Raw genomic sequence first — 24,530 nt, forward strand, 5'->3', positions numbered from 1 at the left:
TATGCGATTCCAATCAGTACCAAATCACTTGAAAACAGTAAATGTACATGATATTGAGAGGAACGATTCTTGAAAGAAAAAATGATAGAATAAAAAAGTATTGATATGTGTAAGAAAGATTTTTTCTATTGTAAAGATGTAATCAGATTCTCCTTGAAGAATGCCACGAAGCCGATTTCCACAATCAGGCTTCGGGTAAATCTGCATGGTGAAAGACTGACATTCTATCTGCCTGTCGAGTACAAGATACAGCCCAAACATTGGGACAAGGAAATGGGGTGTGCCATAGAGGACAGCAAACGGAATCCCGACTTGAAAGGGAATATACGGCTGCAACTGATATTACGCAATATCAACAAAGAGATTGAGAAAACCACCAATGCCCTAATCAAGGTGTTGGAGGAAATGAAATTACACGAAATCTATCCTACCGTGGATGCCGTGCGTACAAAGTTGCGTGAAGAATTGAACCAAGCTACAAAGGAAAAACGGATGTTTGCAGACTTCATCAGTTTCATGGAATATTACATTTCCCTCTGTAAGGACGGAACTATACTGAACAGCAAAGGGGGAAGACTGGCAGCAGGTACAATACAGAGCTATGCTTCAACTCTGAAAATCGTAAAGCAGTATTGCGCCAACAGACGGATAAAGTTGAGATTGGACGGTGTAACCGTGAACTTCTACAATGACTTTGTGAAATTTATGAATGAAGCCAGCCATTCCCGTGGAAAATACAAGCCGAATGCGATTGGAAAATTCGTCAAGAGCATAAAGGCTATGTTGCGGTATGCCTACGAGAACAACTATACCGCCAATGACGACTTTAAGCGCAAGGAGTTCAAAGTGTATAAGGAAAATGTGGAAACGGTCTATCTGACGGAGAAAGAATTGGATAACCTCTACAATCTTGAACTCAACGAGGGTGAATCTTGTGTAAGGGACAGCTTCATTGTATCAAGTTATACAGGGTTGCGCTATTCCGATATAGCACGCTTACAGCAGAAACACTTGGACTTTGACAACAAACTGCTAACGATTGTAACCCAAAAGACCAATACGCTTGTGGTAATCCCCATGCATCCCAAAGTGGAAGCCATTTTCCGCAAGTATGGAAACCAACCGCCTGCCGTGCAGTCCAACCAAAGCACAAACAGAATATTAAAAAAATTGTGCCGTAAGGCAGGAATCACTAACTTTGTCTCCGTGGTCGAGACATCGGGTGGAATTAAGCATGAGATTACCCATGAGAAGTGCGACATGGTAACCAGCCATACAGCCCGAAGAAGTTTCGCTACCAATGCTTACAGGGCAGGAATACCGAGCTTGTCTATCATGCAGATAACGGGACACAGCACGGAAACCAGTTTTATGAAGTATATCAGAATATCCAAGGAAGAGAATGCGATTGCGTTAAGCAGGCATACGTTCTTTAATCATTTATAAATTGAAATCAATGTATTATGACAGAAAATAAGATTGAACCGAACAGAAAAACCATTGCAGAATTTATATTCATTGCAGAACTTTCCTCTGAATGTATCTGCAAATATGTGGAATTGGGAGAAAACAGCGAATCAGTGTTTGCTCTCTTTAATGACAAGATAAAGTGGAATATAGAAAAATTCTATGAGACATATCGAAAGGAATTATATTACGAAAACGATTCCATGTTCAATGGCTACATTAATATAGATACAAAGACTGTTTCCAAAATATTCGATAATAAAATTCTGGATGAAGACGGCAATGAAATAAAGGTTTATACAGAAAACACCTATAAACTAAAAAAAGGAAAGACGGAAAAATACTACAAAAAACATCCACCAAAAATTGCAGAAAGTTTTGAAAGAACTAAGGCGTATGATAAGTATCTTGAACAAGAGTTTAATACTAGCGATTTGGCAGAAATCAATTATCTGAGTGTAAAAGACAATGGGACTTTTTTTACCTTGTTACAAACAAAATCCTTTTTGGATTCCTTATGTGAGGAAGCGGAAAAAGCCATAAAAGACAGCAAAAAATATGAAGAAGAATATGCAATCCGATTGACACGCCTGATTGAGAAGCTCAAGGAATATTCTGAAATGATTATCTCTAAAGCTACACTAATCGAACTGGCTATTAGGGACTGGAGAACACGTGTAATGGAATGCTCTCTTAAGGTATTAAAAGCAATGCCTGTCGAAAAAGTATCAGAATACAATCTTAAAACAAGAGCGTTTGTCTTGAAATCCCTTTTAACCACTCTTGATATTGGAAATTCCCAAGCCAATATTATACGGTTTATTGCAAACATAATTGGCACAAGCGAAGGAACAGTTAAAGGATATTTTATAGATTTCAGTAAGGACAATCATGGCATGAAAAAAAAGGAGGCTTTCCAAAAGGAAATGGAAAATGCACTTAATATGTGTAATCTGCTCTCAACAGAATCCGAAAATAAAAGATACGTAATACAACTCATAGATGCTATTAAAAAAATAAAGGATGCTCAAAAGTAATAAAAAGAAATAGTATGCCTACAAAGAACACCATACGCAGACATTATCTGATAATCCGCAGAATATTGCGGAATGATTATCCAAGCAAACATATCCTGCTTGAATACATGAAGCAATATGACGTGGAAGTTGGAGAAAGGACTTTCCAAAGAGACTTGGCAGAGATACGCAGCAACTTCGACATTGAAATCATATATGATGAAAAGAAGAACGGCTACTTTGCACAGACTGACAGTACATTGGAATTAGACAAGTTACTGTATTTTATAGGATTGGCGGAAAGCTCGGATATTGTCCTCTCTACCATGAGGGATAAAAACAGGCTGCTGCAATATCTTGCTGTCAGCCCCGATCCCCGTGCAAAAGGAGTGGAACATATCGGGTGGCTGTTGAGGGCTATCCAAAATCAGACGGTTGTCCGCTTTTCCCATTATAATTACCAGTCGGGAGAAACCAAAGACTATACCGTCTGTCCCTACTTGCTGAAAGAGTTTGAGGGCATGTGGTATTTGTTTGCCTTTGTGGATAAGTTGAAATCGTTCCGTACATTCGGATTGGACAGAATACACAATCTTATAACAACAGACGATGTGTTCCAACGAGAACCTGCATTGGAAGAAACTGCCAAACGCTTTGATGATGTGTATGGGCTTGTCTATGAACCCGACAACAATCCGACTGCCCCGATAGAAGAAGTCAGGTTGAAGGTCTCTCCTTCCATGTTGCCCTATCTCCATTCGTTGCCAATCCATTCCTCACAGGTAATAGAGGGTGATGTTATCACCCTGCATCTGATAATCAATCCCGAATTGGAGAACAGGATAATGGGCTATGGAGAACATATAGAGGTGTTGTCTCCGTTGTCATTGAGGGAAAGCATAAAGAACAGAATACAAAAGATGTTATCCAATTATAAATGAATTATTGCCAGATTATTTGCATGAGCCGTTGCAGCAATGTAACGGTATTTTTTTGCCATTTTCTCGTCAGTGATGAAAGATATTAGACCACCGACTTAAACTGACGTACCCCTAATCTTATCTTTGCGGAAAAAACAGGCTTATATGTCAAAATTGATAGGAGGAAAGAAATCGGCAGGGGAACAATCGAAAAATTGTGCGATAAGGAAAACTTGGTGTACGCTGTACTTTATGTCAAATTTATCGCTCTCCACCTGTCCTATGAAACTGGGTGAACATTCCAATATCGCAGCCAGTCCACGCTGCGATATGCCAAGTTCCTTTCGTTTCTCCCGAACCTTATTAATGACGAATAAATCGACCTTTGACTTCATAAAACCCTGTTTTCGAAACTGTAAAGTTGAAAAAAAGATTTATCTTTGTGCTTAGTAATAATAAGCATACACAAAAGACAAAAGGTTATGGGTAAGAAAATTATTGAAAAAGGATGGCTGTACGAGTATGAGGAAACAGCAGAAAGCCAAATAATAAACGGCTATGAAGTTACAGGGGTAAGATATGTGTTGGGAGAGCTATTTGACACTTCTTGTAATAAAGCGTTAATCTGTATCGGTATAAATCCAAGTACGGCAATACCTGAACAGCTTGACCCAACACTAAAAAGGGTACAGAAATATGCCAAAAGAAGCGGTGAATATGGAGCATGGTATATGCTGAATGTATATCCGCAACGTGCAACCAATCCCGATGATATGGATATAGACCCCAATATGGAAATACACCGTAACAATCTGATTGCTATAAAGAACTTGTTATCCGAAATCAAAGAAGCAGATGTATGGTGTGCTTGGGGTAATCTTATCGGAAAGAGGAAATACCTGTATGACTTGTTGTTTGGAAATAAAGAAAAAGATATTGACGGTATTATCAGCCTGTTCAATGCAAACTATCACTTCAAGGCATACGAAGCTACTACGAAAGGGAATCCTAAACACCCTATTTTGATAGGGGAAAAAGCTGAATTGAGCAGTTTGGATGAAATCGGATTGAAAGAATTATCGGATAGAATTATTAATAACATTAAGAAATAGCATTATGAAATTGAAGTATTTATTGGCTGCTTGTACAGCCTTTTTTCTTGTATCTTGCAGCAATGATGATGAACTGCCCCAACTGCCCCAACATGGTGATATTGTAGGGTTGAATATCAAAGATGCAAAGTATATCTATACAAGTGGAACTAACACCCGTTCTTCTGCTGCCCAATATCGACAGATTAAGAAAGACGGTAGAGACATGGAATTATCATGGATTGACGATAAGGGTGATACGGTTAGAATAAATGATTTGTCTAAAATATGGGATATTAATGAAACGTATCTGATGATAAACACAGAAAGACCTATAAATTATAAACCCTCATTTGATGAGAATGGGAATATACTTCTTGATCCAATAATAGGTGGAGGACACTCTTACCTCATTAATAAAGAGACAGAAGCGATATATGATTTAGGTATAGGACTAAATGGAGAGAACGCTATAACAGATAAACAAGAAAATATCTATGCAACGCAATATTCTGGTCTTGCCTTGTATAAAATCCATACACAAGATGTTACAAATTTGAGATTGGAAATGTATGCACAGGCTTCAGTACCCCAAGCTCAATTTGTTGTGAATAATAAAGGAATGTGCTTCTACGATTATAGATACATCCGTCCGTCATATGGTATGCAGCAGTTTATCATTTCTAATTTTATCCCCCAAACAGAGTATGGAAATGCTTTTGTATCTCACGACAACGAAGATTTATATCTCACTGCTGTTAGTGGAGAACATGAATCTTACAAACTTGTAGTTAGCAAGCTAAATGAGAATAAAGAACTCCAAAGTCAAATTATGGCAGAAACGGAGTTTCTTGATTACTGGGGAATATCACAGCCCAACGATATACAAGTGAAATGGAATGAACGCAGGGCTACAATGTTGATAAATGTTTATGGACGCACATACGAATATCAGTTTGCTACAAAGGCATTGACAGAAGTTTCAGCTAATTTGAATGGATTTTTTGCCACCGATCGTTCCACTTATGTCACAACAAATGCTTTATATGCGCGGAAATCTGTGGATAAATTGGATATTATAGCATTAGAGGACTACAGTATCAAGGAATTGGACTTGTCAAGCAAAGGCATTGATTTTCGTTCCATTTACACAATGGGCGGTTCTGATTTATTGTATTTTGCAGGTTTTCAATATAGCACAAGCCAATCTGTTATCGGAACGATTGATATAGACGGTAATGTGGAAATTACGGAATCAACACCTAATCCTATCACTAACATAATACAAATAAATTAGGGTATGAAAAAGCAGCTCAAACAATTAGAAGAATTTCATCGGGCTTTTGGCTTGTATATAAACGAACAGCCAACTTTGCGCATCCCCCAAGATTTGCATGAACTTCGTATGCGTGTGATGAAAGAAGAAGTTGATGAATATGCAGAAGAATACGCAATCACAGGAGATACAGAGGATGAACGGCTGCAAGCGGTAGCCAAAGAATTAGCCGATATAGCTTACACCTTGTTGGGAACAGTTGTCTCTCACGGATTGCAGGACGAGTTTGAGCGTATCTTCGATGCGGTGCATGAAAGCAATATGAGCAAATTGGACGAAAATGGAAAACCGATTTATCGTGAAGACGGTAAGATACTAAAATCAAGCCGTTACCATGAACCCGATTTGAGTTTCTTGAAAAATAAGAAATAATTTCTCTATACCAACCGCTATGATTATGAAAAATTGTAGCGGTTGTTTTTGTAAATAAACAAAACCTACGTCAAAAAATGTCGCAGGTCAAGTAATAACTTTGCAATGTATTAATCATAAAAATTAGAAAATATGAAATGCTTTGGAAGAAATGGATTAGAGGGAACTAAAAAACCGAATATAAAATCGGGATTTCCTGAATTGGATAAAATAACAAATGGGTGGAACAATGGCGACTTGATTGTTATTGCTGCTCGTCCTGCAATGGGAAAGTCAGCCTTTGGAATGTCTTTATTAAAAGAAATAGCAGTAAAGAATAGAATACCTACGGCTTTCTTTTCTCTTGAAATGTCAAGTAATCAAGCTATAAACAGATTACGTATGGTATTAAGCAAAGTGGATGGAGCGAAAATAAAGGTTTACGACAATGGTTATACGGATACTTTAAACGAAGAAGAAAAACGCAGACTTGAAGATGCTGGAAAGCAAATGGATATTGCTCCTATTTACCTTGATGACTCTCCCTCTTTGTCCATACACGAATTATCCCAACAAGCAATCCGATTGGTTAGTGATTTTCAAATAAAACTGATTATTGTTGATTATCTACAATTAATGAACTCAGGACTTCTATTCTCAGATAGAAATGAGGAAATGGCTTATATTATACGTAGATTAAAAGCATTGGCTAAAGACTTGAATATCCCGATTATAGTATTCAGTCCAGTATATCGTAGAGAAAGTCGGGAGGAAATAGATGGTATACGTCCTCAATTAAGAGATTTACGTTGTGATGCCATTGAGCAGGATGCAGACATGATTTGTTTTATCCATCGTCCAGAATATTATAGAATTTATAATGATATAAATGGCAATGATTTACATGGTAAGGCAGAAATAATTGTTGCTAAAAATCGTAATGGAAATAGAGGAGATGTACTTTTAAAATTTAATGGAGGATATTCAAGTTTTGATAATTTAGATGAATAAGCCATAGTAACTCATATCCATAGAGCCATTATTCCAATTACGGAGCAGTGGCTCTTTTTTCTGTACCTACGTCTAATTCTGTCGTAAGCACTGACCTACCTTTGTTGCAAAAAATCCCATGCAAAGGAAAATATTCAAATTCAAGATAATAAGCAAGGAGGGTAATTGTATCCTGTCGCTTGATTATACTAATCTGACTAACGAGATTATCCGTTCAATCACGAAAAATCTAATCAAGATAGAACCTAACGAGAAATGCAAATTGCTGTTTGTAGGGAAAGAAGATTGCAGGCTTACATTGGAAGATGTCTATAATTTGTCGAGCCTGTTCCAATCGGTTGTAGGTTCGGGTTTGGTATGGGATATTATAGGAGACTACCTATATACGGGCGAGAGCCAAGACTTGGACGGTTACCTGCTTATTAACCCTGACCTTATCAATCAATGAGCAATACACTACCACTATTCCAACAATACACTCCATACGATACGGAGATTGTAAAGACCGCCACCCGATGCGGTTTATACCTTATCGGTGGAACGGCAATAGACTTGCTGTGTAGGTATTACTCCATTCCGTTTTGGAGAAACAGATCTGATAATGACCTTGATTTTTGGACTTCGTTTGCCAATAAGGAAAGGGACAGGTTCGTCAAACAAGTAGGTAGCAAATTCGGGATTGGCGTAGAGGACAGTTCCGAATATATGGTTTCCTTAGAACTGGAGAAAGTCAAGATTGAGACTGATATACTGATAGATTATGATTGCGCCAATACAAAGTTTGCATCTTTTATAAACGGAATTTGTGTAATGTCTCCTATATACCTGTTTTCCTCTAAGTTTGACAGATACATTAATACCGCTAACATTCAGCGCAAGAAGACCGATTTTTATGATTTAAGGACATTGCTGTCTATAATCGAAAAGACAAACGGCTTTGATGAACTTGAAAGCCATTTGTCTAATCGGGATTATGACCAGAGAGCCGAAGATATGCTCAACGGCATAATTGCAAGTATGTTATAAGCTGATATTATTTTCATCTTTCCTTTTTCTCCCTCTTTTCTTAACGTTTAAGAGGTGATTCAGATAGATACTGGGCTTAAAGTTTACAACCTTTTTAGCAGGAATATCAATCGGGGCGAAAGAAGTCGGATTCATCCCTTTCCTCGCAGCTTTCTGTTTGACGGAGAACGAACCGAAACCGATAAGGGTGATTCTGCCATTCTTTTTCATTTCATTGGCTACGATTTCAATAACAGCATTAAAGGCTTTTTGAGCTTCTGTTTTAGTCAGCCCTGTTTTCTCTGCAAGAGCATTGCACAATTCTTTCTTGTTCATATTCTAATTCTATTGTTCGACAAGATTTTTTCAAGAATCGTTCCTCTGCATAAAAATATGACGAGCCGTCATATAGTGATTTGATAGAATATGACGTGGGGTCTGCTTTGATATGACGAGTAGTCATATTGAAAACACGGGTCTCAATCTGGGTCTCAATTCTGTGGCATATTGTGATACCCAATGAAACAACAGGCAACAAACATTCTTGCATCACAAGACAATCAATGTACCTGTATGCATCACTATGTGTCAGTAAGTAGATATGTTACTGCCCCGTACGCACCGCGACAACATCCCGAAGCCCTTGAAAGTCAATCACTTTCAAGGGCTTTTTTCTTGGGGTCTCAATCGGGAGACCAATCTAATAACAAAATCCTGAACGGGTTCAAGGACATCTATTGGAAATTAATCCAAGAACATCCGGAACTTACTGCAAGGCAGGTGGTGGATTATTACAATCCGAACGCTTTAAACCCGTTTGCCCTGCAGCAAGAGGACTTATTGGTGTGGCCCGTGGATAAAATTATCTATGGGGAATGGGGCAGAGTCAAGCATGAAGTGCGCTCTCCTCCCCAGGAAGTTTGCAAAAAGGGTATTCATCCTTCAGGTTGCATGGCAAGTGTTTCATTACCTGTTCGTTATGAACTGAAGGATGTTTCAGGGATATTTCAGCCAAGTCTCATTTCATTCGCCTGAGATATGAAAATCGTTCGGCTGAGAACGAAAAATCATTCGGCTGAGAACTTTTCACCGCTTTCCCGAATGACAGAATACTGAAAGATGCCTGAAACATCCTTCATCCTGTAAAGTGCTATATAATAGTTTGTTAATGTGGGTTTTGAAGGATGAATGCTATTTTTTGAAAAACTCTGGGGAAGGAATACGCGAAAGAGAAGAAATAATATAGGGAAGCCCGTCTTAAAATAAAAGAGACCGGACTCAAAAGTATATTTTGAGCCGGTCTCTTTCTCCAGCATCATTCAGGAACATTGAATGAAGTCAGGGACTCCTCAATCCACCATTGGAAATTCAATGGTTTCACTAACTTCGTTCCAGTTTTCGATTGTGAAGTCCCCGGTACTACCCCCAGATAAAATATCTCCTATCACGATGTTAAGGGTCAGACGTGTGTTTGCTGATAAAGTTGAATTCAGGTTACGTGACAGCTTGTGTACGCTGCCATCTTTCAACGTGATGAGTAATTCCAGCGGAGGAGTTTCTGAAGATGGGAATACCATTACAGTGGCATTACTCATTTCCGTTCCGTCTTCCGAGCGTTTCAGGTCAAATTTAATCGTCTTTGTCATGTCGGATGCTTCTGCTGTATAGAAGTTGATTTGGTTTGCGATATTTCCGATACGCACCTGCATGTTAGTAATGTTCGAACTGAAGATACCATTGTTTTTCTTCTTGACAATGACTTTCATACCAGCGATGACACGTTTAAGCGATGCTTTTAAGTCTTCTTCTCCTACTTTAGCTTCTTTCACAGCATATACGAGGTCATATACAGGGCGGTAAGTCCCGTCATTGTTGCTCCATAAACTGAAGTAAAGAGAGGATAAGTCTACGCCAATACTGAATCCTGGTGTACGGATAGCCGGAGTGTCATAAATAGGTTCTTCATATTTAGGCGTACCCCAGTATACCATATTGTATGTATTCATAGGCAAGTGGAGTTCCCGATTATGTTCACCTTCAAGGATATGCCCGTCTATGATATGGTAGTAGCCATAGAATGGTGTAAGATTGCCATTGACATAGTTTCCGAAATAGGTAGAAGTTCCTGAAATACAGGGATAAATTTCGATGATGCCAGTCAGCGGGCTTTGATTAAGGGATTCATCAGCGACCGTGGCACTGATTCTTGGGGTTATCATCCTGGTTTCATTGAGAATTTTGTTGTGGTCATCGGATGAACATGATGCAGCCAGAACAAGGAGGCTTAATGCTCCCATCATAACATAATTTTTCATAACCATGTTTTTTTAGAGTGAATAAATAAAGATTGGAAACAGAGGAAATTTGGGGATTAGATTTAAATACGCTTCATAAAAGAGGAGTATACCAATAATAGAGCGGTAAAGCGAATTATGGCCTTATGGAAAAATAATCGGTTGTAAAAAACTTATTTCTTTAATCTTACTTTGTAAAGATAGGTATTTAAGTGGTATAATCCAAGTTAAAAACAGCCAATCTATATTTCTAAAACGTAATGAAGCTATTTTATACCTTGAGCAAACAGAAAAACTTGCATTCTAATTATATTCTAATTTCGTCTAAGTCCTTTATAATGCCTTTCACCTGTTATTCCGGTTGGAAGGCTCTATTTTTGCACAAAAATTGAAAAGAAGCATGAAGAGATTACTGATTATCGGCCTGGCTTTTACTGTCTGTGATGCTTTGTATGCCGAGGAAGACATGCCGGGGCTTTCGTTGCGGGAAGCGGAAAAGTGCTTTCTGGAACATAATGTGCAGTTGACGGCTCAGAGATATAATGTAGACCGAGCACAGGCACAGGTGGTGCAAGCCCGTTTGTTCGACAATCCGGTCATTTCGTTGGAGCAGAATGTATATAACCGCTTGAACGGGAAATATTTTGATGTGGGCAAGGAGGGAGAAGCTGCGATAGAGATAGAACAGGAGATTCCGATAGCGAGGCAACGTAACAAACGTATCAAGTTGGAGGAAATCAACCGTGAAGCGGCCGGATACCGTTTTGAAGAAGTGTTGCGCACCTTGCGGAGCGAATTGTACCGGAGTTTTGTGGATACGTATTACCAGTCACGTTCCATCAGGGTGTACGATCGTGAAATAACCTCGGTAGGCAAGCTCTTGCAAGCGGTAAGGGAGCAGGAGGAAAAAGGCAACAAGTCCCAGATGGAAGTGTCGCGCCTGGAACTGTTTCTTTTGTCTTTGCGGAAAGAACGGCAGGACGCGGAACAGCAATTGGTGGAGATGAGGGGGCGGTTGAATTTGTTGCTGGGTGCTCCGGCCGGACAAGACCGGGAACTGGTATTGGACGAGAGCATATTGGAAAAGGTAGACCTGTCCGCTGTTTCGTTTGCTGATTTGGGCACGATGTTGGATTCGCGTCCGGACGTGCGTGCAGCCCGTGCCGGAGTGCGTGCGGCAGAAGCGAATGTGAAACTGCAACGGGCGATGGCGGCTCCCGAGTTTTCGGTGAGAGGGATGTACGACCGTGCCGGAAATTTCATCAACGACTATTTTGCCATTGGTGTCACATGCTCTGTGCCGATTTTCAACCGTAACCAAGGAGAAATCAAATCGGCCAAGCTGGAATTGCTGCAACAAGGCAAGGAGGAGGAGTATGCCGTGGATAAGGCGGAAATGGAACTTTATTCGGCCTGCCATCAATTACAGAAGGCCGTAGAGCTTTACCGGGCATTCGACGGCCGGGTGGAACAGGATTTCGAGCAACTCATGGAGGGCATCAACGAAAACTTTTACGAGCGCAACATCAATATGTTGGAATTTATCGATTATTATCAGAGTTATAAAGAAGCTTGCCTGCAATGCTATGCGTTGCGGCGGGATGTGTTCGGGGCAATGGAGAACTTGAACACGGTTGTAGGACGTACGATATTTAAATTTTGAAAGCATGAACCGTATATTTTTTCTTATAAGTTTAGGAGTGTTGGCAGGGGCTTGTTCCCGTTCTGCACAGGTGACCGGTACGGAAGAGCCGGGAATGTTTCTTACGGACAGTTTGAAACGTGTGGTGTCTGTCGATACGGTCCGTTACCGGCCGGTGGCGGATGAATTGACGTTGACCGGCCGGGTGGCTTTCAATCCGGAAAAGGTGGCGCAGGTTTATCCTATATTCGGAGGGACGGTCGTGGAAGTACGGGCCGAAATCGGGGATTACGTGCGCCGGGGAGACGTGTTGGCCGTCATCCGTAGCGGCGAAGTGGCCGAGTATGAGAAACAACGCAAAGAAGCGCAACACCGGTTGGCTCTTGCCCACCGCAACCTGCATTCCGTGCAGGATATGGCAGCATCCGGAATGGCTTCTGAAAAGGATGTCATGCAGGCCCGCAAGGAAGTGGGCGAGGCTGAGGCCGAGGCGGAGAGACTGGCTGAAGTCTTTTCGATTTACCATGTGTCGGGCGGGGCCAATTATCAGGTCAAGGCTCCGCTTTCCGGGTTCGTGGTGGAGAAACATGTCAATCCCGAAGAACAGTTACGCTCGGACGACGGTGAAGAAATGTTCACGATTTCCGGATTGGAAAACGTATGGGTGATGGCAGACGTGTATGAAAGCGACATCAGTAAGGTAGGCGAAGGCGATTCGGTGCGTATCACCACATTGGCCTATCCGGAGGATGTCATTGCCGGGAAGATAGACAAGGTATATAATATGTTGGACGAGGAGAGCAAGACCATGAGCGTGAGGGTGAAGTTGGACAATCGCGATTATAAGCTGAAGCCGGGCATGTTTACCCAGGTCCGAGTCTGCGGACGGGGGACGGACAAGGAACGGCTGTGTGTTCCTTCGCATGCCTTGGTCTTCGAGAACGGCCGCTATTATGTGGTTACGGTGGCATCGGACGACCGTTTGGCGGTGAAAGAAGTGGAGGTGTACCTGCACTCGGATGAGGTCTGCTACCTATCCTCCGGGTTGACGGCGGGCGAGCGCGTCCTGAACCGTAACGTGTTGTTGGTTTATAATGCATTGAATGCAGGTTAGTCGGGAGGAAGGAGTATGCACAAGTTCATAGATAACATCGTGGCTTTTTCGCTGAAGAACAAGTTCTTCATATTTTTCTGTACTACCGTGGCCGTGATAGCGGGGATTGTGTCATTCAAGCATACGCCCATCGATGCGTTCCCGGACGTGACCAATACCAAGGTGACGGTGATTACCCAATGGCCGGGGCGGAGTGCAGAGGAGGTGGAGAAATTCATCACGATTCCTATTGAAATCGCCATGAATTCGGTACAAAACAAAACGGATATACGTTCCACCACGCTTTTCGGGCTTTCGGTCCTCCACGTGATGTTTGAAGATGACGTGGACGATTTCGTGGCACGCCAACAAGTGTACAACCTGCTGAATGATGCAGACTTGCCGGACGGTGTGACACCGGAAGTACAACCGCTTTACGGTCCGACGGGGGAGATATTCCGTTATACGTTGCGCAGCGAGAAGCGGGGCGTACGTGAATTGAAGACTTTGCAGGATTGGGTGATAGAGCGTAACTTGCGGGCCGTCTCCGGTGTGGCAGACATCGTGAGCTTCGGTGGCGAGGTGAAAACATTCGAAGTAAGCGTCAATCCCCATCAACTGAAAAACTATGGGATTACGTCTTTGGAGCTGTATCAGGCGATAGCCAATAGCAATATCAATGTGGGCGGCGATGTCATTACGAAAAGTTCGCAAGCGTATGTCGTGCGGGGTATCGGGTTGATTAACGACATGGAGGAACTGCGTAACATCGTGGTGAAAAATATCCACGGCACCCCCGTGTTGGTCAAGCATCTGGCCGAGGTGCATGAGGCATGCCTGCCCCGTTTGGGACAAGTGGGGCGTATGGCCGAAGACGATGTCGTGCAGGGTATCGTTATCATGAGGAAAGGCGAGAATCCGGCCGAAGTCATCGATGCGCTGAAAGCCAAGATAGAGTATATTAATAAGGAGGTCTTGCCGGAAGACGTGCAGATCGTGACGTTCTACGACCGGGAAAACCTGGTGAATCTGGCCGTCCATACCGTGTCGCGCAATCTGGTCGAAGGCATCTTGTTGGTGACATTCATCGTGTTGATATTCATGGCCGATTGGCGTACGACGGTGGTAGTGGCTGTGGTGATACCTTTGGCCCTACTGTTTGCTTTTATTTGTTTGCGGGTCATGGGCATGTCGGCCAACCTGCTCTCCATGGGAGCCATAGACTTTGGTATTATTATCGACGGGGCGGTCGTCATGGTGGAAGGGATATTCGTGGCACTCGACCGGAAAGCCAAAGAAGTGGGGATGCCTACTTTCAACCTGATGTCGAAAATGGGGCTTATCCGGCAGACGGCCAAAGAGAAAGCCCGTGCCGTGTTTTTCTCCAAACTCATTATTATCACTGCGCTGATACCTATCTTCTCCTTCCAGAAAGTGGAAGGGAAGATGTTCTCCCCGTTGGCATACACTTTGGGATTCGCTTTGTTGGGAGCTTTGTTGTTCACGTTGACCTTGGTTCCGGTCATGTCGTCCATGTTGCTGAAACGGAACGTACGCGAGAAGAACAACTTCTTTGTGCGTTTCATCAACGGGAAATCCGTGGCCTTTTTCGACAAATGCCATGCCCATCGGAAAATATCCGTCGGCATTGCCGGTATCGTGGCCGTGGGCGGTCTGTGGATGTTTACTTTGTTGGGGACGGAATTCCTGCCCCAGTTGAATGAAGGATCCATTTATATCCGTGCCACTCTGCCACAGAGCATTTCGCTGAACGAGTCGGTACAACTAGCCAACAAGATGCGGGCCAGACTGGCCGCTTATCCCGAAGTGAAACAGGTGCTTTCCCAAACCGGGCGGCCGAACGACGGTACGGATGCGACGGGATTCTATAATATCGAATTCCACGTGGACATTTATCCCGAAAAAGAGTGGGAGAGCGGATTGGACAAGATGCAACTGATCGAGAAGATGCAGGAAGATCTTTCGATGTATCCGGGCATAGACTTCAATTTCTCCCAACCCATTACGGATAATGTGGAAGAGGCGGCTTCGGGGGTGAAAGGTTCCATTGCCGTGAAGGTATTCGGGAAGGATTTGTACCGTTCGGAAAAGATTGCCATGGAAATCGACAAGATTCTCGGTACGGTCGAAGGAATTGAGGACTTGGGAGTGATTCGGAACATCGGGCAACCGGAGTTGCGTATAGAATTGGACGAGGGACGTCTGGCACGTTACGGGGTGTCCAAAGAAGATGTGCAGGCCATTATCGAAATGGCCATCGGTGGAAAGTCGGCTTCGTTGTTGTACGAAGATGAACGCAAGTTCAACATCATGGTACGTTATAAACCGGAGTTCAGGCAGGACGAGGAAGAAATCGGGAAAATACTCGTGCCGACAATGGATGGGACGATGATACCCATCAAGGAATTGGCGGAAATAAGGACCATAACCGGCCCGTTGTTGATTTTCCGCGACAATCATGCACGCTTTTGTGCCGTGAAGTTCTCGGTGCGTGGCCGGGATATGGGAACGGCCGTGGCCGAAGCGCAGGAGAAAGTGAATGCCTCCGTCCGTTTGCCCGAAGGGTACAGTTTGAAATGGACCGGGGATTTCGAGAACCAACAGCGGGCCACGAAACGTTTGTCGCAAGTGGTCCCGGTAAGTATCGCCATCATTTTCGTCATCTTGTTCATTTTGTTCTCCAATGCTCGGGATGCCGGTCTGGTACTGTTGAATGTACCTTTTGCGGCTGCGGGAGGAATTGTGGCATTGTGGGCTACTGGGTTTAACTTTTCGATTTCGGCCGGTATCGGTTTCATCGCCTTGTTCGGTATCTGTATCCAGAACGGTGTGATTATGATTTCGGATATCAAGCATAACCTGAAAGAACGGTTGGCGTTGTCGTGTGCCGTGAAAGAAAGTGTGCGTTCCCGTGTCCGTCCGGTGGTCATGACGGCTGCGATGGCCGCCATCGGACTGATGCCGGCAGCCGTAAGCCATGGCATCGGTTCGGAGTCGCAACGCCCGTTGGCCATAGTCATCATCGGCGGTCTGGTGGGAGCTACTTTCTTTGCCTTGTTCGTATTTCCTTTGATTGTAGAGTTTGTCTATGGTAAAATGTTGTATGATAAGAACGGAAATCTGAAGCAAAGGAGTTTGTGACATGCAAAATCCGTATATTTGCAGATGAAATCCCATGGATGCGAAGATTATGGCAAAAATACTATTGGCGGAAGACGAACAGAACATCGCTTCGTTCATCAGGCGGGGCTTGCAGGAGTTCGGGCATGAAGTACAAGTGGCACACGATGGAGGCACAGCATGGGCTATGTTGCAGAAAGGAGTGTTCGATTTGCTTGTGTTGGATGTCATTATGCCGAAGATGGACGGGCTTGAGGTTTGTCGGCAGTTCCGTTTGAAGGAGGGGTACCATACGCCGGCCATCATGCTGACGGCGTTGGGTACGACCGAGGATATTGTAAAGGGGTTGGATGCCGGGGCAGACGACTATCTGGTGAAACCGTTCAGTTTCCAAGAACTGGAAGCACGTATCAAGGCTTTGTTGAGGCGGGGAAGAGAGCGTCCGGACAGGCAACTTTGGTGCCACGACCTCGTGTTGGATTGCGACACCCGCCGTGCACGGCGCGGGGATACGGTGATAGAACTCACCGTCAAGGAATATCGCCTGTTGGAATACTTCATGACCCATCAAGGGGTGGCGCTTTCCCGTCTGGTACTCTTGAAAGACGTGTGGGACAAGAATTTCGATACGAATACCAATGTGGTGGACGTGTATGTGAACTATCTCCGGAATAAGATAGACCGTGATTTTGAGGTCAAGCTTATCCGCACGATTGTCGGGATGGGGTATATCATGGGGGTACAGTAAAGTCGGGAAGGAGGACGGATGAAGATCGGGTCGAAGATAGCTTTGTTTTATACCGTGATAACCGTCGGTGCCATCGCGCTGATTGTATTGGTGTTCTATCTCTTTACATTGAGATATATAAATAAGGTGTATGATTCGTATCTTTCGGAAAAGGCTTATCTGACGGCTCAAAAGTATTGGGAAAAGGATGAGGTGGACGAATCTCGTTACCGGGAAATACAGCAGAAGTATGACGAACTCCTGCCCCAGGCTTATGAAATCTTGCTGAATGCCGACAGTGTGACGGCCGTGGCAGACACCTTAGCGAAGTACCTCGACCGCCATCAGCAGGCTCGGCTTTTCAAAAATGAACCGGTCACGTTCGTTTATGGGCGTTTGCGGGGCGCGGCTCTTTATTATCCGGACAATGAAGGAAACTTTGTCGTTCTGGTGATGGCTTCCAACCATTATGGGCAGGACATACAGAAACATATATTGATGTTGGCGTTTCTCCTGTTGGCGGTGAGTTGCGGCTTGGTCTTCCTCATCGGAAAGGTGTATGCCAACCGGATTCTCCTTCCTTTGCAACATTTACTGAAAGATTTGAAGCGCATACGTGTCAACAATCTGAATGTCCGGTTAGAGACCTTCGGGAATAAAGATGAATGGGATGAGCTCATTCGTGCGTTGAACGAGATGTTGGACCACTTGGACACGGCTTTTCAGGCCGAGAAGGCTTTTATCAGCAACGCTTCGCATGAATTGAACAATCCGTTGACCGCAATTCAGGGGGAGTGTGAAATCTGTTTGCTGAAACGACGTCCGGCAGAGGAATACGAAGAGGCGTTGCGGCGCATCGCAGATGAGAGCCGACGTATCAGTATGCTGATAAAACATTTGCTGTTTCTTTCGCGGCATGACGAGGATATTCTGTGCCGGGGGGCAGAGACGGTTGAACTGGCCGTTTTGTTGCAGGATTTGTGTCGGCAGTATGAACGGGTGCGGTTTGATGTTACGGGAATTGGAGCCGGGAGCGAACTGCGGGCCGATTCTCATCTCCTTCGAGTGGCTTTCCGGAACATTATAGATAATGCCTGCAAGTATTCCCAGGAGGATGTGGAGGTCCGGATGGTACGTATGGAGGACGGGGTGAAGGTGGAAGTTCTGGACCATGGTGTAGGTATTCCGGAAGACGACATCAGATATATTTTTAATTCGTTTTATCGTGCCGGTAATGTTCGTGAATACCATGGACAGGGCATCGGACTGAGCTTGTCGATGCGGATTCTGAAGGTGTGCGGTGGCCGGATTTCCATCGATTCGTGCCAAGGACAGTATACGAAAGTGACGGTAGTTTTTAAGGCTTCGACAAAAACGAAGTAGAACTTGTATCTGGGGGATTTCCTCCACTATTTTCTTGAATGTTTCTTTCAAAAACGCAAAAAGAGACTGTTTTTTGCTGTTTTTTTTCGATAATGTTTCATTTTAAAAAGTATAGATTACATAACCTAAAATGAATCTCGGGTAAAATCTGTTACTTTGCAGCGTGGTGATATAATGAAAAACTATTTGCAATATAATAAAGAAACATTATGGATAAGATTTTAGGGAAAGTGCCGATGGGCGAGAAGATTGGTTATTCGTTGGGAGATGCCGCAGCCAATCTCGTTTTTCAGATGATGATGATTTATCAGTTGAAATTCTACACCGACGTGTTCGGACTTGAAGGGGCGATAGCGGGTACCGTACTTCTGATTGCGCGGATAGTGGATGCTTTTGTCGACCCGGCTGCCGGCATCTTGTCGGACAAGACACAAACGAAGTGGGGGAAGTTCCGGCCTTGGGTCATTTGGACAGCTCTCCCGTTCATGGTCTTTTATGTGTTGGCTTTCTACAATCCGGGGATTGAAAACAAGGCGTTGGTCGCAGTGTATGCCGGTATTTCATACGTGTTGCTTATGTCTCTTTATTCTTTTAATAATACGCCTTACAGTTCGTTGGGTGGTGTGATGACGGGAGATATGAAGGAGCGTACGAGCATTACTTCTATTCGTTTTGTAGCTGCTACCGTGGCTCAGTTCGTGGTACAAGGGCTTACGCTTCCTTTGGTTCATAAATTCGGGCGTGGTTCGGGGGCAGACGATGCGCAGGGATGGCTTTCTACCATTACGATTTTTGCGGTAGTGGGATTTGTATTTTTGGTTGTGGCCGGTTTTTCGGCTAAAGAGCGTATTGCACCTCCAGTTTCTCAGAAAATGGATGTCAAGAATGACATTAAGGGGTTGTTTGCCGATGTGTCATGGCGTTCCATGTTTATTCTGACGTTGTTTGTGTTCATCACTTTGGCCATGTGGGGGTCTGCCATGTGTTATTATTTCCAACATTATGTAGACCCGCAGGCGTTGGGGGCTTTTCTCGACCGGCTTGGATTGGTGAAGGAAGAAGGTGCCGCATTGGGGACGGGAATGCAAATATTGGATTCTTTCAGTTTGTTGGCTACCCGGGGAGCTGACGGGGTCATTTCCCCTGCCGAATCGTATTCTATTGGCCTCTCCGTGTTCAATATGGCCGGTGCGCTTGTCCAACTGATAGGAGTGATTACACTTTCCGAATTTCTGGCGAATCGTTATGGGAAGAAATCGACGTTTATGGTTTGTTTAGGTCTCACAGCTTTGTTTACGGCAGCTTTTATGCTTCCATCTAAGGATGATGTGGGTTTGATTTTTACTTTGGGTATCTTAAAGAGTCTGGCGTATGCGCCTACGGTACCATTGCTTTGGGCTATGATAGCCGATGTGGCCGATCACATGGAATATGTGAACCACCGTCGTGCCACGGGGTTGTGTTTTTCCGGAGTGGTCTTTGCTTTGAAAGCCGGTTTAGGCATTGGCGGGGCGATAGCCGGTGGCATCTTATCGGTATTCGGTTACGTCAACGACGTGACGATAGCTCAGTCGTCGGCTTCTTTGTTTGGTATCCGGATGGCCTCCAGTATTGTGCCCGGTATATGTTTCGGTATTGGGGTAGTAGCTCTTTTCTTCTATCCTATTTCAAAAGCGTTGAATGAAAAGATGCAGATGGAGTTAGCCCGAAGAAGAGAAGATGAATTTGGTAATAATTAAAATAAAAAGATAGAAGATGGGATTATTCAAAAGAAGTATGTTTTTAGGGATGGCTGCTATTGCCATTTTGGAAGGTTTTGCACAGGCAGAAAATACTCTACGTGGAGCGTTTGCCGATAAGTTCCTGATAGGAACCGCACTTAATGTCCGCCAAGTAGAAAGTAAAGACAAAGCCTTGCAGGCACTGGTGCGTGACCAGTTCAGTGCCGTGGTGGCAGAGAATTGCATGAAGGCTGAAGTGGTGCAGCCTAAGGAAGGAGTCTTTAAGTTCGAAGATGGCGACCGTTTATGCGATTTGGCAGAGAAAAATGGTCAAGTCGTTACCGGGCATTGCCTGATATGGCATTCTCAGGCACCTAAATGGTTTTTCAAGGACAAGGAAGGAAAGACGGTAAGTCGGGATGTTTTGATTCAACGTATGAAGGACCATATATATAAGGTCGTGGGGCATTACAAAGGCCGTGTCAAGGGTTGGGACGTGGTCAACGAAGCAATCGAAGGAAACGGTGAATTCCGGAAATCTCCTTTTTATAAGATCATAGGACCTGACTTTATCCGTTTGGCTTTTCAGTTTGCCCATGAGGCAGACCCTGATGTGGAGCTTTATTACAACGATTACGGTATGGACTCTCCTCGCAAACGTGAGGCTGTGGTGCGTTTGGTCAAAGACTTGAAGGCTCATGGTTGCCGTATTGATGCGGTAGGCATGCAATCACATTTAGGTCTTAATACGTCGCTTGGCGAATATGAAAAAAGTATGGAAGCTTTTATCGGTGCCGGGGTAAAAGTATTGGTAACGGAAATGGAACTTAGCGTATTGCCTTGGCCAAAAGGAAATTACGGAGCCGCAATAGAGACTAATTTTGCTTATAAGGATGAGATGGATCCCTATAAGGACGGACTTCCGGAAGAAAAGGCTAAGGAACAAAATGATTTTTATATTAAGTTATTCGATATTTATCTGCGTCACAGCAAGGACATCGGCCGCGTCACATTTTGGGGAGTCTCCGACGGTGACTCTTGGAAAAACAATTTTCCTATACATGGGCGTACGGACTATCCGTTGGCTTTCGACCGGGATTTGAAGCCTAAGCCGTTTGTGAAGACCGTCATAGAAATGGCGAAGTCCGGACGTTATGACAAATAGTCTGAAAGAGGAGAGTGTATATATAATATAACTAAAAACTATTCACAATATGAAGAAGAGATATTTGATTCCGGGAGATTATATGGCAGACCCGTCGGTACATGTGTTTGAAGGTAAAGTATATATTTATCCGTCTCACGATTGGGAGAGCGGCATTCCCGAAGATGATTGGGGAGCACATTTTGATATGCGTGACTATCATGTCTTCTCGTTGGAAGATGTGATGGAAGGAGATGTGACAGACCATGGTATGGTTCTTGACAAGACAGATGTGCCTTGGGTAAAGCGTCAGATGTGGGATTGCGACTGTTGTGAAAAGGACGGGAAATATTATCTTTATTTTCCGGCCAAAGACCATACGGACATCTTCCGTCTGGGTGTGGCTGTCAGTGACACGCCTTACGGTCCGTTTGTGCCGGAACCAGATCCTATTAGGGGAAGTTATTCCATAGACCCGGCTGTATTTAAGGACGATGACGGCCAGGTATATGTCTATTTCGGGGGACTGATGGGCGGTCAGCTTCAGCGTTATAAGGATAATAGTGCCTTGGAATGTGCGGGATTTCCTGCTGACGATGAACCGGCCATACCTTCTCGCGTGGCACGTTTGACGGAAGACATGAAACAGTTTGCCGAAGAGCCGCGTCCCGTGGTAATTTTGGACGAGAACGGAAAACCGCTGACAGCAGGCGACCATGACCGTCGTTTTTTCGAAGCTTCATGGATGCATAAATACAATGGAAAGTACTATTTCTCTTATTCCACGGGAGATACGCATTTTTTGTGTTATGCCATCGGTGATAACCCATACGGCCCGTTTGTTTACCAAGGAGTAATTCTTACTCCTGTGGTAGGATGGACCACCCATCACTGTATTGTGGAGTACAAAGGAAAATGGTATTTGTTCCATCACGATTCAGTGCCGTCGGGAGGACGTACGTGGTTACGTAGCCTGAAAGTCTGTGAATTGCATTATGATGCAGAAGGAAAGATCGAGACGATAGAAGGAAAGGATGATTAACGGTTATGATAGGATGAAAAACTGGTTGTGGATTATAGGCTTGTTTTTCGTACTTTCGCTCCATGCAGAGGATGGCCATCGGCTATGGCTCCGCATGGAGCGAAATGCGGTACCGGCTGACGTGCGTCTGGTGGAAGGTACGAGACGGACGGATATTTTGGATATTGCGTCTCGTGAATTGAAAGACTTTTGGAAAGGGGAAGGACGTGTGCTTCTTTGTGTATCTAAAGGTGGGGCTACGAGGGATGGTTTTACGATTCGTAAGAAAGGACAGGACATGGAACTTTCTTCGGCATCCGACCGCGGCGTGCTTTATGCAGCCTATGATTTGCTACGCAGGCAGCAGACCGGAGATTTACTGTCGGATGGTGCGGTTGTGACAGAAATGCCTTCTTACGACATTCGTATCCTAAACCATTGGGACAATCCCGATGGGACGGTAGAGAGAGGTTATGCCGGGCGTTCGATATGGAGGTGGGACGAATTGCCCGAAACGGTTTCCCCATTGTACGAGGAATATGCGCGTGCCAATGCTTCCGTCGGTATCAATGCCGTAGTGCTCAATAATGTGAATGCTAAACCGCAGATGCTTTCTACTGGAATGCTTCGTAAAGTAGCGGTTATTGCCGATGTGCTGCGCCCATATGGCATAAGGACTTATTTGTCGGTGAACTTTGCTTCCCCGAAAGCCCTTGGAGAGTTGCCTACGGCTGACCCTTTGGACGCGGATGTACAGCGGTGGTGGAAAAAGAAGACTAAGGAAATCTACTGTTTGATTCCCGATTTCGGTGGTTTTTTGGTCAAGGCGAACAGCGAAGGAGAGCCCGGTCCGCAAGATTACGGGCGGACGCATGCTGATGGAGCCAATATGTTGGCCGGCATACTCGCTCCTCACGGAGGTGTAGTAATGTGGCGGGCATTTGTTTATCAGGCGTCAAGTCTCGACCGGGCATGTCAGGCATACGAGGAGTTTATGCCTTTCGATGGGCAATTCCATGAAAACGTGATTGTACAGGTGAAAAATGGTCCGATAGACTTTCAACCTCGTGAACCTTTCAGTCCCTTGTTCGGTGCCATGCAACACACGCAGGTTATGCCGGAATTTCAGATAACTCAGGAGTATCTGGGGCAGTCCATTCATACGGTCTTTTTACCTACGATGTGGAAAGCTTGCTTAGATGCCGAAACCTATCGGGATGGAGGTGGAACAGTAGCAGAGGTCACACAGCATCGGGTCGGTATTCATTCCCGGTCGGCCATGGCAGGAGTGGCCAACATCGGGGATGTGGTCAACTGGACCGGAAGCGATATGGCACAGGCTAATTGGTATGCTTTCGGTCGTTTGTGTTGGAATACCGATCTGTCGGTAGCACAGATTGCCGAAGAGTTTCTGAAGCAGACATTCTCGACTGACGAACATTTCGTCGAACCGGTGCGCCAGTTGCTTTTACGTTCATGGGATACGGCAGTCAGCTATATGATGCCGTTGGGATTACATCATATCTTTGCTTTCGGGCATCATTACGGGCCTGAGCCATGGTGTGCTCCTCCGAATACCCGTCCGGATTGGTTGCCGAAGTACTACCATCGGGCCGATTCGATAGGGATTGGTTTCGACCGTACGGTACGGGGTTCGAAAGCAGTACTGCAGTATCATGAACCGTTAGCTACACTTTACGGGAATTTGGAGACTTGTCCGGAAGAATATCTTTTATGGTTTCATCATGTGCCTTGGGAGTATGTGATGCGGAACGGTTTGACTTTATGGGATAATCTCTGTTACATTTATAACAGCGGAGTCGAAGATGCTTGGGAGTTTGTGGATTTTTGGCAGAAAGCCCGGCCTTATATCGATTCGGAACGTTATGAGAGGCTGTTGAAACGTTTTGAACGTCAGGCTAAGGATGCGGAATGGTGGCGAGATGCCTGTTTACTTTATTTTCAACGGTATTCCCGTCGTTCGATTCCGGCCGATTGTCTGCCTCCTGTACATAAGCTGGAGGATTTGATGAAGTTCAAGTTACATATCGACAATTATACTGTGGCTGATATGGATAATTTGCCGTAAAATACCAAGAATGTTACAAAGGAAATAGAAAATGTAACATGAGAGCATTAATACTTCTTTTAGTTATTGAAGCGGAAA

The 24,530-nt window shown here is 44.2% G+C and carries 22 protein-coding genes; 19 read left to right on the plus strand and 3 right to left on the minus strand.

What is annotated here, in order from left to right; all coding sequences use genetic code 11:
• The first annotated feature begins 105 nt into the window (after nucleotides 1–105).
• From HMPREF9441_RS08980 to HMPREF9441_RS08990, 3 genes are read left to right on the plus strand one after another with little or no spacing between them, the layout of a single operon-like run.
• Nucleotides 106–1,446: a tyrosine-type recombinase/integrase gene (locus tag HMPREF9441_RS08980; protein ID WP_008620331.1), complete on the plus strand. Its 1,341-nt coding sequence runs from the start codon at nucleotides 106–108 to the stop codon at nucleotides 1,444–1,446.
• 17 nt (nucleotides 1,447–1,463) lie between these two features.
• On the plus strand, nucleotides 1,464–2,504 hold the full coding sequence (locus HMPREF9441_RS08985) for a hypothetical protein (protein WP_008620333.1): 1,041 nt from the start codon (nucleotides 1,464–1,466) through the stop codon (nucleotides 2,502–2,504).
• A gap of 14 nt (nucleotides 2,505–2,518) precedes the next feature.
• Entirely contained in the window at nucleotides 2,519–3,424 is a 906-nt protein-coding gene (locus tag HMPREF9441_RS08990) for a helix-turn-helix transcriptional regulator (protein ID WP_008620335.1), read from the plus strand.
• A 140-nt stretch (nucleotides 3,425–3,564) separates the two neighbouring features.
• On the opposite strand, the gene HMPREF9441_RS08995 is transcribed toward HMPREF9441_RS08990, so the two are convergent.
• Entirely contained in the window at nucleotides 3,565–3,798 is a 234-nt protein-coding gene (locus HMPREF9441_RS08995) for a helix-turn-helix transcriptional regulator (RefSeq protein ID WP_008620337.1), read from the minus strand.
• Nucleotides 3,799–3,885: 87 nt separating this feature from the next.
• On the opposite strand from HMPREF9441_RS08995, the gene HMPREF9441_RS09000 reads away from it, so the two are divergent.
• The 6 genes from HMPREF9441_RS09000 to HMPREF9441_RS09025 all read left to right on the plus strand — a co-directional run bounded on the left by HMPREF9441_RS09000 (nucleotide 3,886) and on the right by HMPREF9441_RS09025 (nucleotide 8,218).
• The gene (locus HMPREF9441_RS09000) at nucleotides 3,886–4,515 is read left to right on the plus strand and encodes a DUF1643 domain-containing protein (RefSeq protein ID WP_008620339.1); all 630 of its coding nucleotides are present in this window, start codon (nucleotides 3,886–3,888) and stop codon (nucleotides 4,513–4,515) included.
• Between the two features lie 4 nt (nucleotides 4,516–4,519).
• Nucleotides 4,520–5,791, plus strand: coding sequence for a hypothetical protein (locus tag HMPREF9441_RS09005; RefSeq protein WP_008620341.1), 1,272 nt, complete (start codon nucleotides 4,520–4,522; stop codon nucleotides 5,789–5,791).
• A 3-nt stretch (nucleotides 5,792–5,794) separates the two neighbouring features.
• Nucleotides 5,795–6,202 carry a pyrophosphohydrolase domain-containing protein gene (locus HMPREF9441_RS09010; protein ID WP_008620343.1) on the plus strand — a complete coding sequence of 136 codons (408 nt, stop codon included), beginning with the start codon at nucleotides 5,795–5,797 and terminating at the stop codon, nucleotides 6,200–6,202.
• 132 nt (nucleotides 6,203–6,334) lie between these two features.
• Nucleotides 6,335–7,192, plus strand: a complete 858-nt coding sequence (locus HMPREF9441_RS09015) for a DnaB-like helicase C-terminal domain-containing protein (protein ID WP_008620345.1) — start codon at nucleotides 6,335–6,337, stop codon at nucleotides 7,190–7,192.
• A 118-nt stretch (nucleotides 7,193–7,310) separates the two neighbouring features.
• On the plus strand, nucleotides 7,311–7,640 hold the full coding sequence (locus HMPREF9441_RS09020) for a hypothetical protein (RefSeq protein WP_008620347.1): 330 nt from the start codon (nucleotides 7,311–7,313) through the stop codon (nucleotides 7,638–7,640).
• Complete coding sequence (locus HMPREF9441_RS09025) at nucleotides 7,637–8,218, plus strand: hypothetical protein (RefSeq protein ID WP_008620349.1); 582 nt, start codon at nucleotides 7,637–7,639, stop codon at nucleotides 8,216–8,218. Before HMPREF9441_RS09020 ends, HMPREF9441_RS09025 begins: the two co-directional genes overlap by 4 nt.
• Here the strand turns inward: HMPREF9441_RS09025 and HMPREF9441_RS09030 are convergent.
• Nucleotides 8,213–8,533 (minus strand): HU family DNA-binding protein, encoded by a 321-nt coding sequence (locus HMPREF9441_RS09030; RefSeq protein ID WP_008620351.1) that lies wholly within the window; start codon nucleotides 8,531–8,533, stop codon nucleotides 8,213–8,215. The two genes, HMPREF9441_RS09025 and HMPREF9441_RS09030, sit on opposite strands and share 6 nt — an antisense overlap.
• Nucleotides 8,534–8,716: 183 nt before the next feature.
• Here HMPREF9441_RS09030 and HMPREF9441_RS09035 point away from each other — a divergent pair, with 183 nt between their 5' ends.
• Complete coding sequence (locus HMPREF9441_RS09035) at nucleotides 8,717–9,232, plus strand: hypothetical protein (protein WP_008620353.1); 516 nt, start codon at nucleotides 8,717–8,719, stop codon at nucleotides 9,230–9,232.
• A 314-nt stretch (nucleotides 9,233–9,546) separates the two neighbouring features.
• On the opposite strand, the gene HMPREF9441_RS09045 is transcribed toward HMPREF9441_RS09035, so the two are convergent.
• Nucleotides 9,547–10,518, minus strand: coding sequence for a FimB/Mfa2 family fimbrial subunit (locus tag HMPREF9441_RS09045; RefSeq protein WP_008620356.1), 972 nt, complete (start codon nucleotides 10,516–10,518; stop codon nucleotides 9,547–9,549).
• A gap of 373 nt (nucleotides 10,519–10,891) precedes the next feature.
• Between HMPREF9441_RS09045 and HMPREF9441_RS09050 the strand changes: the two genes are divergently transcribed.
• The 9 genes from HMPREF9441_RS09050 to HMPREF9441_RS09090 all read left to right on the plus strand — a co-directional run bounded on the left by HMPREF9441_RS09050 (nucleotide 10,892) and on the right by HMPREF9441_RS09090 (nucleotide 24,452).
• Nucleotides 10,892–12,154 carry a TolC family protein gene (locus HMPREF9441_RS09050; protein WP_008620358.1) on the plus strand — a complete coding sequence of 421 codons (1,263 nt, stop codon included), beginning with the start codon at nucleotides 10,892–10,894 and terminating at the stop codon, nucleotides 12,152–12,154.
• A 4-nt stretch (nucleotides 12,155–12,158) separates the two neighbouring features.
• Entirely contained in the window at nucleotides 12,159–13,247 is a 1,089-nt protein-coding gene (locus tag HMPREF9441_RS09055) for an efflux RND transporter periplasmic adaptor subunit (protein WP_008620360.1), read from the plus strand.
• Nucleotides 13,248–13,262: 15 nt separating this feature from the next.
• Nucleotides 13,263–16,388: an efflux RND transporter permease subunit gene (locus HMPREF9441_RS09060; protein WP_008620362.1), complete on the plus strand. Its 3,126-nt coding sequence runs from the start codon at nucleotides 13,263–13,265 to the stop codon at nucleotides 16,386–16,388.
• Nucleotides 16,389–16,437: 49 nt separating this feature from the next.
• Nucleotides 16,438–17,115 (plus strand): response regulator transcription factor, encoded by a 678-nt coding sequence (locus HMPREF9441_RS09065; protein ID WP_172634933.1) that lies wholly within the window; start codon nucleotides 16,438–16,440, stop codon nucleotides 17,113–17,115.
• 18 nt (nucleotides 17,116–17,133) lie between these two features.
• Nucleotides 17,134–18,477, plus strand: a complete 1,344-nt coding sequence (locus HMPREF9441_RS09070) for a sensor histidine kinase (RefSeq protein ID WP_008620365.1) — start codon at nucleotides 17,134–17,136, stop codon at nucleotides 18,475–18,477.
• A 209-nt stretch (nucleotides 18,478–18,686) separates the two neighbouring features.
• A complete protein-coding gene (locus HMPREF9441_RS09075; RefSeq protein WP_008620366.1) occupies nucleotides 18,687–20,216 on the plus strand; it encodes an MFS transporter in 1,530 nt (509 codons plus the stop codon).
• Between the two features lie 16 nt (nucleotides 20,217–20,232).
• Nucleotides 20,233–21,363: an endo-1,4-beta-xylanase gene (locus tag HMPREF9441_RS09080; RefSeq protein WP_008620367.1), complete on the plus strand. Its 1,131-nt coding sequence runs from the start codon at nucleotides 20,233–20,235 to the stop codon at nucleotides 21,361–21,363.
• Between the two features lie 49 nt (nucleotides 21,364–21,412).
• Nucleotides 21,413–22,384: a glycoside hydrolase family 43 protein gene (locus tag HMPREF9441_RS09085; RefSeq protein ID WP_008620368.1), complete on the plus strand. Its 972-nt coding sequence runs from the start codon at nucleotides 21,413–21,415 to the stop codon at nucleotides 22,382–22,384.
• A gap of 13 nt (nucleotides 22,385–22,397) precedes the next feature.
• Nucleotides 22,398–24,452 carry an alpha-glucuronidase gene (locus HMPREF9441_RS09090; protein WP_244949706.1) on the plus strand — a complete coding sequence of 685 codons (2,055 nt, stop codon included), beginning with the start codon at nucleotides 22,398–22,400 and terminating at the stop codon, nucleotides 24,450–24,452.
• Nucleotides 24,453–24,530 lie beyond the last annotated feature (78 nt).

It is taken from the genome of Paraprevotella clara YIT 11840, assembly GCF_000233955.1.
GTDB classification, from domain to species: Bacteria; Bacteroidota; Bacteroidia; order Bacteroidales; family Bacteroidaceae; genus Paraprevotella; species Paraprevotella clara.